Annotated in this window: 7 protein-coding genes; all 7 read left to right on the top strand. The window is 51.3% G+C overall.

The window, feature by feature from the left end; translation table 11 throughout:
• The first annotated feature begins 1,994 nt into the window (after positions 1–1,994).
• Positions 1,995–3,197 (top strand): AAA family ATPase, encoded by a 1,203-nt coding sequence (locus tag KTJ90_RS19440; RefSeq protein WP_003850644.1) that lies wholly within the window; start codon positions 1,995–1,997, stop codon positions 3,195–3,197.
• Entirely contained in the window at positions 3,194–4,165 is a 972-nt protein-coding gene (locus KTJ90_RS19435) for a ParB family protein (protein ID WP_499026661.1), read from the top strand. Before KTJ90_RS19440 ends, KTJ90_RS19435 begins: the two co-directional genes overlap by 4 nt.
• A gap of 216 nt (positions 4,166–4,381) precedes the next feature.
• A complete protein-coding gene (gene cscK / locus KTJ90_RS19430; RefSeq protein WP_337028820.1) occupies positions 4,382–5,308 on the top strand; it encodes a fructokinase in 927 nt (308 codons plus the stop codon).
• Positions 5,309–5,464: 156 nt separating this feature from the next.
• Positions 5,465–7,000 carry a carbohydrate porin gene (locus KTJ90_RS19425; RefSeq protein ID WP_192378212.1) on the top strand — a complete coding sequence of 512 codons (1,536 nt, stop codon included), beginning with the start codon at positions 5,465–5,467 and terminating at the stop codon, positions 6,998–7,000.
• A 67-nt stretch (positions 7,001–7,067) separates the two neighbouring features.
• Positions 7,068–8,438 (top strand): sucrose-specific PTS transporter subunit IIBC, encoded by a 1,371-nt coding sequence (locus KTJ90_RS19420; RefSeq protein ID WP_003850636.1) that lies wholly within the window; start codon positions 7,068–7,070, stop codon positions 8,436–8,438.
• The gene (locus tag KTJ90_RS19415) at positions 8,438–9,847 is read left to right on the top strand and encodes a sucrose-6-phosphate hydrolase (RefSeq protein WP_039661950.1); all 1,410 of its coding nucleotides are present in this window, start codon (positions 8,438–8,440) and stop codon (positions 9,845–9,847) included. Before KTJ90_RS19420 ends, KTJ90_RS19415 begins: the two co-directional genes overlap by 1 nt.
• A 29-nt stretch (positions 9,848–9,876) precedes the next feature.
• A complete protein-coding gene (locus tag KTJ90_RS19410; RefSeq protein ID WP_003850633.1) occupies positions 9,877–10,881 on the top strand; it encodes a substrate-binding domain-containing protein in 1,005 nt (334 codons plus the stop codon).
• The last annotated feature ends 8 nt before the right edge of the window (positions 10,882–10,889 follow it).

Below are 10,889 nucleotides of genomic sequence, written 5' to 3'. Positions count from 1 at the left end.
AGGAAGATCCGTGATGTGAACAGGCGAAAGCCGCTGTTACTCGATACAGTGGATACTATCACTCACTACAGCGGTTAATCTACTCACCATAGTGGTTATTTCTCTCGATACAGTGGTTGTTCTACTCGCTATAGTGGTTAGTCACCTTACCCCAGCTCAGGCGTACCGTGGCCTGGAGCGCGTTGGGGATCTTTAAGGAACTTATTAGGATCTTATGATGATCTGTTATTGGATCTATTCAGTGGATAACCCGGTAAAAAGAGGTTAACAGAACGGATAATTTGCCCTGCCCTCGACATGCAGCACTCGCTCTCATCGCACAGTGTCAGTGAAGCGACAGTAATGCCCTCTCAAAAGGGTTATACACACAATAAAAAGTCATTTACTCGCTACAGTGGTTGTTAAGTACTCGCCAGCGCGGTTGCTTTCCTCGCTACAGTGGTTATTCCACTCTCTATAGTGGTTATTCTTCTCGCTATAGTGGTTACTGACACCCTTCAAAGCCTTGTGCCACAAGCCCTCAGACGTTATGGGGATCTGTTTAGGATCTCAATTTGATCTATTAAGGATCGACCAATTGGATCTGGCCTGTGAATAATGAGGATAAAACAGAGAAAACATGGCAGAAGCAGCATGTCAGATAGATCTGATGTTTAAGACAGGCATTGAATTGTGATCAGCCGTCAGGTTTGGTTTAGCAGAGGATTTAACATGAAAGCCCTTTGAACAAAGCATAAGCAGCAAGACCGTGAAAGAAACTCTGATAACCACATTTTAAATAGGGCTTTGATGTAGATTGAGCATTTGTCGTGCTCTTCATACTTTAAAGAGTTACCACGCTAAAAATAATCTATCATTATGATAAATAAGGAATTGTTATGATTTTTTCATGATGAAAACACCATAATCAAATTCCCCTTGTAATTTTCTGATTCAATATCTTATGTTGATTAACTGAGAAAGCGAAGTCTGGTTTACAGCAGCGTTCAAAAAAGGAGCTGAACAGAAATTCAGACTACTAAAAGCAACCGGAAACTCATTTTTTTAAAAGTTGAAGATTGTCAGACATGGAAGAAATGTTGTGCTGCCTCGTTTTCGAGTAAGTGAAGGTTCTCCTCAGAAAGAGAAACTGAGAGATAGGTAAATATTTGCGGAGTTGAATACAATATTGAAAGGGCGATGATACATATTCGCAATCACTTAATCGTCAAAATGTCCGGTTAAGATTTGATACCTGCTTTATAAGTATGAGCCCTGCCCCCGGTCTGAAACGGGTACGGAAAGATCAGTGAATTCACAAAATTTATCAACCGGCATAACGACTGGATATGTTGTTCAAACGCAACCTGAGTAAGTAATAGAGTGTTTGTCAGACTTGAAATACTATAAAGCTTCGATGAAGCCCGGCAATCAAGAGTATGAAAAAGTCATGACACATGATGACTTAAGGAGAGTAAAAATTTCAAATTTAAGCGATGGAAATTGAAAGGACACCGCCATTAATCGACTTACCAGACTTGCAAGCCCTGTTGATAAAATTAATAAGCTGAAGCAATCATAAAAAGACTAAAAATCAAAGTTAGAGCTTATCTTCAACACGTTGCAACGCATTTTTTCACCATTCAATTTCTCTTTTATGTTGATGATTAATATGAAATTTATTTAAATTTTCATGCTGAAAATACCATGGAAAACATATGAACTTTATAACTCTTTGCACAATAAACAGAATGGTATGCTGTAATATAAAGGGGTGAAACGACAGTTGAAAACGCCCTTAAGCCTCTTTAAGGAGGTAATCCTGAAACATCGAATTCATTCATTTCAGCGAGAGAAACCGTCAATTTGACCCACCCTCTTCATAACTCTCCCATCCATCTCATCGTCATCTTAATGTCACTAATAAAAAATCCAGGTTTTTGTCATTTTTCTAAAAAATTGGCAGGTTTAGCCTTTTTGTGTAGTATGCAAAAAACAGTAAAGCAGAGGGGCTTATGAAGCGCGATTATGGTGGAGTGCTGGAAATGGCGACCAGAGCCAATTCCATGTTACATGGACTGAGTAGCCACATTGAACAACAACGTCAGGAGTTCAATCAGACCGGTTTTTACCAGACTTTCTCACGTAATGCCGTCGCCAATATGCCATTACTGAGTAAGCACGCTGTTGTTGCTGCCATTGGTGATATGGAAGAAGCAGGTTATCAGTTTGGTAAGAAACAAACCGGCAGTACCTCACAATACGCACTGACCATTCAGAACGTAGTCGACATCTATGAGCACCGTAAAGTCCCAAAATATCGCGATCGCCATGATGGACCCTTCGTCGTCTTTGTTGTAAGTCTTAAGGGCGGTGTTTCTAAAACAGTCAGTACTGTCACACTGGCCCACGGTATGCGCGCTCATCCCTCTATGTTGCATAATGACCTGCGCATTCTGGTTATTGACCTGGATCCACAGGCATCAAGCACAATGTTCCTGAGTCACACTAATAGCGTAGGCTCCGTTCTTGAGACCGCAGCGCAGGCCATGCTGAACGACCTGGATGCCGACCAGCTTCGCGAACAGTTTATTAAGCCAACTGTCATGCCGGGAGTGGATGTAATTCCCGCCTCAATAGACGATGGTTTCGTTGCCAGTGACTGGGAAGAGTTGGTTGCTGAACATCTGCCTGGCGTTGCACCGTCCGAAGTATTGCGCCGCAACGTGATTGATCGTCTGGCCGGTGATTATGATTTCATCTTTCTCGATACCGGTCCTCACCTTGATTCGTTCATGTTGAATGCTATTGCGGCCAGTGATGTGCTGCTGACACCGACGCCGCCGGCACAGGTCGATTTCCATTCAACTATGAAGTATCTGACTCGCCTGCCAGAAATGCTCGAACGTATTGAGTCAGAAGGCATTGAACCGCGTCTTAAAGCAAATATTGGCTTTATGTCGAAAATGACCTCTAAACACGATCACCTGACCTCTCAAAGTTATGCTCGTGAAGTGTTTACCAAATCAATGCTGGACTGCAGCCTGCCAAGACTGGACGGGTTTGAACGCTGCGGTGAATCCTTTGATACCGTCATCAGTGCCAATCCCTCATCTTATCCAGGCAGTGCGGACGCTTTGCGCAAAGCTAAATATGAAGCCGAACAGTTCTCCAGGGCTGTGTTTGACCGCATCGAATATATCAGGAGCACCTTGTGAGCAAACCTATACAGCGCATTGGCCGCAAATTTGGTGATTCAGCTATCGCGAACATGATTGACAGTAGCAGTCAGTCACGCACCTTTACGCTGAAATCGGGTGCGAAGGCAACTTTCGTTCGCCAGCTCATCCTGCATGATGATATTGAGACCAGAACAACGGTTGATCCCCAAATCAACGGTCGTGACCAGAGCACACTGACACCGGAATCGCTGCAGGAGATCACCCGTACCATTACGTTGCAGCAGTTTTTCCCGGCGATTGGTCGCATCAACGGTGATCAGATTGAGATCATGGATGGTTCACGCCGCCGCGCTGCATGTATTCTTTCGGGGGCAAGCCTGGAGGTACTGGTCACCGCTGATGAACTGAGCATCAGTGATGCGCGTCAACTGGCCGCTGATATACAGACCGCTAAAGAGCATAACCTGCGCGAATTAGGGTTACGCTTTATGCTGATGAACGAAAATGGCATGAGCAAATCCGAGATTGCCAAAGCAGAAGGTATCTCTAATGCCAAGGTCACTCGTGCGTTCCAGGCAGCAGCTGTGCCTGCTGAGTTCATTGAACTCTTCCCGGTTGTCTCTGAGCTGACGCTTCAGGATTACCAGTTGCTGCTTGATGTCTGGGAGGAGGCTAAAGCGGAAGCGGTTGAGGTCTCTGCGCTGGTCAGCGAGATTCAGCAAAAGCTGAATGAAGATGATCTCCTGCGAATCACCAACCCGGATGATAAGAAGAACGCTATCCTGAATGGCTTCAAAAGCGCGCGTCGTCAGTTAAAGAAACCGACACCCGTCAGCAAAACTGTGACGGAGAAACTGGCAACATTTACCACGGCTAATACCTATGCACGACGCAAAACCAATGATGAGAAGCGGACCGTGCAATATGAATTCAGTCGTCTGCCAAAAGAGATCGCTGAGCAGATTGACGCATCAATAAGACAGATTCTTTCTACAATGAATTAATCGTCACCCTGTATCGCCTTCGAAACCGGCCACTGGCCGGTTTTTTTATCTGCTATCCACCCAGAGGCATACCTGCCTTATCCGCATTTTCTTCTTCGCCTGAAGAGATGTTCTGTACGACGCGCCTCATTTCAGCAGTATTACGCTTGATCCTGGTACAGTTTAACGCTATAGCTAAAACGGTTTAGCTTTTAAATTCAATCACAGGAGTTGTCTATGTCTGTTCGCGTATGGTGTCTCGGGGATGCCGTGGTCGATTTGCTACCCGAAAAGCCGGGCCACCTGATGCAGTGTCCGGGCGGAGCACCGGCTAATGTCGCCGTTGGCATTGCACGTCTGCAGGGAAACAGTGCTTTTATTGGCCGGATAGGCGCTGATCCTTTTGGTGAATTTATGCGGCAGACGCTCAGAGAGGAGAACGTTGATACTCGCTACATGATCGCTGATTCACAGCACCGCACGTCAACGGTGGTGGTCGGGCTGGATGTGCAGGGCGAACGCTCCTTTACCTTTATGGTGCGCCCAAGCGCCGATCTGTTTCTTGAACCGTCGGATCTGCCTGAGTTCCAGCGCGGTGAATGGTTGCACTGCTGTTCGATCGCCTTAGCAGCTGAGCCATCACGCACCGCCACGCTTACCGCCATGAAGCAGATTCGTGCTGCAGGCGGCCATGTCAGCTTTGATTTAAATCTGCGTGAAGACCTCTGGTCCGATCCGGCACTGCTGCATTTGGTGGTGAACGAGGCGCTGAGTCATACCGACGTGGTTAAATTCTCAGACGAGGAACTGGATTTCCTCTGTCCGGGACAGGAACCAGCTGTCAGCTTGCCGCAGCTGGCCAAACGATTTGGTATTCGCTTATTACTGGTGACGCGGGGCAGGGAAGGGGTAATCGCCTGCTATCAGGGCGAGATCACTCACCATGCGACGACGCCCGTGGACAGCGTCGACACCACAGGTGCAGGTGATGCCTTCGTGGCCGGATTACTCTGGGTTCTGGCGACGTCAGGTCTGCCTGCCGATGAATCAAAGCTGTCCATTTGTCTTGCCACAGCACAACGCTGTGGCGCCCTGGCAACCACCGCGAAAGGTGCCATGACAGCACTTCCCTGGCTCCATCAGCTGGACAATCTGGCCGGCTAATCATCCCTGACGCCCCTGTTTTGGGAGCTATCTCACAATCACTAAACCGGTTTAGCTATTTTCATTGCAGAGGGAAATTACCCGTGGCTATGATTTGCGCCTAAACCGGTTTAGCAAAAAAGCCGGTGATGATAGCCTCTCCTCAGGGAATAAAAAATGAAAAAAAGCACGTTAGCAGTCGCCCTCTCTTTAATATTCTTTTCTACATCAGTCTGGGCCGATTCCAGCATGAGCAGCATTGAGGCACGCCTTGCGGCGATGGAGCGACGACTTCAGGCAGCCGAGCAGCGAGCAAATGTTGCTGAAACCCGCGCTCAGGTCGCCGAAAAGCAGGCACAGGTGGCTGAGAAGCAGGCTCAACAGTTGGCAGCCGTACAGCAGCAGACCCAGACTTCTACCGCCGAGGTTGCTCAGCGCACCGCGAAGCTGGAACAAAAATCTGCCGATGAAGGTGGCTTTGAGTTCCACGGTTACGCCCGTTCCGGATTGCTGATGAACAGCTCAGCCACTAAAACGCAGGGTGGTCCGACACTCACTCCTGCTGGCGAAACCGGCGGTCACGTTGGACGTCTCGGTAATGAGCCGGATACGTATGTTGAGCTCAACCTCGAACATAAGCAGACGCTGGATAATGGTGCTACCACCCGTTTCAAAGCCATGCTGGCTGACGGGCAGCGCACCTATAACGACTGGACCGCATCCAGCAGCGATCTCAACCTGCGTCAGGCATTTGTCGAGCTTGGGCAACTTCCCACTTTCAGCGGTGCATTTGATAACTCTACCGTGTGGGCCGGTAAGCGTTTTGACCGTGATAACTTTGATATCCATTGGATCGACTCTGATGTTGTGTTTCTTGCAGGTACCGGTGCCGGCATTTACGACATGAAGTGGAGCGATCAGACGCGTAGTAACATTTCGCTGTACGGTCGTACCTTTGGCGACATCGAAAACAATGAAAATACGGCGCAAAACTACATCCTGACGCTGAATAACTTTGTCGGCCCGGTGCAGATGATGCTCAGTGGTATGCGGGCGAAAGATAACGACGATCGCCGGGATATCGACGGACTCAGAGTCAAAGACGATGCGGCCGAAACCGGCGTACATGCTTTGCTAGGCCTGCATAACGACAGCTTCTATGGGCTGACAGAGGGCACTTCCAAAACGGCACTGCTCTATGGCCATGGCCTGGGCGCAGAGGTGAAGTCAATTGGGTCTGACGGCGCACTGTTGCCAGAAGCGAACACCTGGCGGCTGGCGAGTTACGGCATCACCCCGCTGGGCGGTGGCTGGCACATTGCGCCTGCCGTACTGGCACAGCGCAGTGACGATCGGTACGTCAAAGGTGACAGCTATGACTGGGCGACAGTTAACCTGCGTCTGATTCAGGAAATCACCCAGAATTTTGAGATGCAGTATGAAGGCTCTTATCAGTACATGGATCTGCGTCCGGAAGGTTACAACAACCGTAACGCGGTCAGCGGCAGCTTTACCAAATTCACTATTGCGCCAACCCTGAAAGCCGGTGATGTCGGTGACTTCCTTAAGCGTCCGGAAATTCGTCTGTTTGCAACCTGGATGAACTGGGATCATCGGCTCAATAACTATGCCAGTGACGACGCGTTCGGCAGCAAGGGCTTTGATGCCGGTGGCGAATGGAACTTCGGTGTACAGATGGAAACCTGGTTCTGACCGGATGGCCCCGGAGACCGGGGCCTCAACGCCACACGGATAAAAACAAAACAAGACTGAGGTGTATATGGACTATGTAAAAATATCGCGGGCCTTACTGCCGCTGCTGGGTGGTAAAGAGAACATCGCCAGCGCAGCACACTGTGCGACCCGGCTGCGTCTGGTGCTGGCGGATGATGAAAAGGCGGACACTACCGCGATCGGCCGGATTGAAGGGGTTAAAGGCTGCTTCCGTAATGCGGGACAGCTTCAGGTTATCTTTGGGACTGGCGTGGTAAACAAGGTTTACGCTGCCTTTATCGCCGAGGCGGGTATTAGCGAATCGAGCAAGTCTGAGGCTGCTGATATTGCCGCACGCAAGCTTAACCCTTTCCAGCGCATCGCCCGACTGCTGTCGAACATCTTTGTGCCGATCATTCCGGCGATTGTGGCGTCAGGTCTGCTGATGGGCCTGCTGGGGATGGTCAAAACCTACGGCTGGGTCAATCCGGAAAATGCACTCTACATCATGCTGGATATGTGCAGCTCGGCGGCCTTTATTATTCTGCCGATACTGATTGGCTTTACGGCAGCGCGTGAGTTTGGCGGTAACCCATTTCTGGGCGCAACGCTGGGTGGCATTCTGACCCACCCGGCGCTGACCAACGCCTGGGGCGTGGCAGCCGGTTTCCACACGATGAACTTCTTCGGCATTGAAGTCGCGATGATTGGCTATCAGGGCACGGTATTCCCGGTACTGCTGGCGGTGTGGTTCATGAGCATGCTCGAAAAACAGCTACGTCGGGTAATACCGGATGCGCTGGATTTGATCCTGACCCCGTTTCTGACGGTGATTATCTCCGGATTCATTGCGCTACTGATTATTGGTCCTGCGGGCCGTATGCTGGGTGATGGCATCTCCTTTGTCCTCAGCACGCTGATTGCGCACGCCGGATGGCTGGCCGGGCTGGTATTTGGTGGGCTTTACTCGGTGATTGTCATCACCGGCGTCCATCATAGCTTCCACGCCATTGAAGCGGGACTACTGGGCAATCCTTCAATCGGCGTGAATTTCCTGCTGCCCATCTGGGCGATGGCGAACGTGGCTCAGGGCGGTGCCTGTCTGGCAGTGTGGTTCAAAACCCGTGATGCGAAGATCAAGGCGATTTCGTTGCCCTCCGCGTTTTCTGCATTACTGGGGATCACCGAAGCGGCCATTTTTGGTATCAACCTGCGGTTTATGAAGCCCTTTATCGCCGGACTGGTGGGCGGTGCGCTGGGCGGTGCCTGGGTCGTGTCGGTTCACGTTTATATGACAGCGGTCGGGCTGACCGGACTACCGGGCATGGCGATTGTCCAGGCTGGTTCTCTGCTGAATTATGTCATCGGCATCGCAATCGCCTTTACCACCGCGTTTGTGATTTCATATCTTCTCAAATACAAAACGGATTCTGAATAATGGCCTCATCAACACGTCTTGCCACCATTCTGCAGGCGGTGATGCAGGGTATGCCAAAGGCGCTGGGCGACAGCCATTATCCAGGCTGGCATCTGGCTCCGGTCACCGGGTTACTGAACGATCCTAATGGATTTATCCATTTCAACGGTGACTACCATCTTTTCTACCAGTGGAACGCGCTCGGCTGTGCGCATCAGCACAAATGCTGGGGACACTGGCGTTCAGCCGATCTGCTGCATTGGGAGCATCAGCCCATTGCCCTGATGCCGGATGAGGAGTATGACCGCAGCGGCTGCTACTCCGGCAGCGCGGTAGACGATAACGGTCAGCTGACGCTGATCTATACCGGCAACGTCAAGTTTGATGATGGTTCGCGTACGGCGTGGCAGTGTCTGGCGCAGCAGAACAGTGCGGGGGGTTTTGACAAGCTCGGCCCGGTTATTGCTGTACCGGAAGGGTATACCGGTCACGTTCGCGATCCCAAAGTATGGCGCCATGAAGATTACTGGTACATGGTGCTGGCCGCGCAGACGACGCAGTTACAGGGCAGGGTATTGCTGTTGCGTTCTGACAATCTGCGGGAGTGGCAGAATCTCGGCGAGATTGCGGGAAGCGAACGGGGGGGGCTGGACGCGGCAGGCTATATGTGGGAGTGCCCGGATATGTTCACGCTCGGCGACAGCACCTATCTGATTTGCTGTCCTCAGGGCGTAGTACCCGAAGAGAAGCGCTATCTGAACAGTCACGCCTGCGCCTGGCTGAGTGGTTCGCTTGATTATCAGCAACCTCTATATCAACACGGTCCGCTTAACGAAATGGATGCAGGGTTTGAATTTTATGCCCCGCAAACTACGTTGACCGCTGACGGGAGACGTCTGCTGGTGGGCTGGATGGGGACGCCGGACGGTGAAGAGATGGCTCAGCCAACCGTGGCACAGGGCTGGATCCACCAGATGACCTGTGTGCGCGAACTGAGCTCACGCAATGGGCGGCTCTGTCAGCAGCCGGTGGTGGAACTGCAGGCGTTGCGGGAGAAAGAGCAGCACTATAAGGGGCGTGCAGATGATGCGCCACCTATGGACGCAGAGCGGCTGGAGCTTGAGCTGGAGAGTCGGGGCGACGTTGAACTCAATTTTGCGAATACGCTGATCCTGACATGGCAACAGAATGAACTGCGGCTTGCCCGTCGCAGCCTGGTAACGGGTGAGTGGACATATCGCTACTGGACCGGAGTCGCTAGTCGGTTACAGATCCTGTGTGATCACTCCAGTGTTGAGATTTTCATTAACGATGGGGAAGGGGTGATGAGTAGCCGCTATTTTCCAGACCATCCTGCGTTGCTAACCCTGCACGGGCACGCAGAACTGCAGGTCCGCTACTGGTCGTTACGCCGCTGCATGGTAGAATAAGTACTTGTTTCACTAAACGATGCCTTGCCGTGAGAAAAACAAAACGCGTTACTATCAGTGACATTGCCGGGCTTGCCGGGGTTTCAAAAGCCACGGCCAGCCTGGTGCTTAACGGCCGTGGCGAAGAGTTACGGGTCGCGAAGGAGACGCGTGAGCGGGTTCTTACGCTTGCCCGCGAACACCATTATCAGCCCAGCATCCACGCCCGGATGCTGCATGATGCCCGCAGTCATACACTGGGGCTGGTGGTGCCAGAAATCACTAACCACGGCTTCGCTGCCTTTTCTCATGCACTGGAGAATCTTTGCCGCGCGTCCGGGCTGCAGCTGCTGATTTCCTGCACCGACGAAAATGCCGGTCAGGAGATGGTGGTGGTCAACAACCTGGTCGCGCGGCAGGTCGACGGACTCATTGTTGCCTCCAGTATGCTGACCGACAGTGACTATGTCAGTCTCAGCGAACAGTTGCCGGTACTGCTGTTTGACAGGACCATGAACAATACTAAGCTGCCCTGGGTCATCACCGACTCGATAACGCCTACAGCTGAACTGGTTGAAAAGCTGGCACGCGCCTGCCCGGAGGAGATCTACTTTATGGGTGGACAGTCTGATCTATCCCCGACCCAGAATCGTCTGGCGGGATTCAGGGAGGGGCTGGCTCGGGCGGGTGTGACGCTGCAGCCTGAGTGGATTATTCAGGGTAACTACCACCCTGGCAGTGGCTATGAAATGTTTGCAGCGCTCTGTAACCGGCTGGGCCGACCGCCCAAAGCGATGTTTACCGCCGCCTGCGGTCTGCTGGAGGGGGTTCTGCGTTACATGAGCGAGCATAGTCTGCTGACCAGCGACATCCGTATCGCCAGTTTCGATGATCACTATCTCTATGATTCACTTTCCATTCCGATCGATACGGTAGAGCAGAACGTTCCGGCACTCGCGCAGGCCTGCTTCACTATGCTGACGACCATGATTGCCGGAGAGGATCCCGTTAACAGCCAGCTTATCCTGCCAGCTACTCTGCGGCTGCGTGTCTGATCGTCGGT

The organism is Pantoea jilinensis, from assembly GCF_019104105.1.
Classification (GTDB): Bacteria; Pseudomonadota; Gammaproteobacteria; order Enterobacterales; family Enterobacteriaceae; genus Pantoea; species Pantoea eucalypti.
Note: the sequence above shows the minus strand (reverse complement) of the source record. Positions and strands in the feature narration are given on the sequence as shown.

Bases quoted from the DNA above. Each gene is read 5' to 3' on its own strand.
- KTJ90_RS19440 (WP_003850644.1), top strand. From the start codon at position 1,995: ATGAAGCGCGATTATGGTGGAGTGCTGGAAATGGCGACCAGAGCCAAT.
- KTJ90_RS19420 (WP_003850636.1), top strand. From the start codon at position 7,068: ATGGACTATGTAAAAATATCGCGGGCCTTACTGCCGCTGCTGGGTGGT.
- KTJ90_RS19425 (WP_192378212.1), top strand. From the start codon at position 5,465: ATGAAAAAAAGCACGTTAGCAGTCGCCCTCTCTTTAATATTCTTTTCT.
- cscK (WP_337028820.1), top strand. From the start codon at position 4,382: ATGTCTGTTCGCGTATGGTGTCTCGGGGATGCCGTGGTCGATTTGCTA.
- KTJ90_RS19415 (WP_039661950.1), top strand. From the start codon at position 8,438: ATGGCCTCATCAACACGTCTTGCCACCATTCTGCAGGCGGTGATGCAG.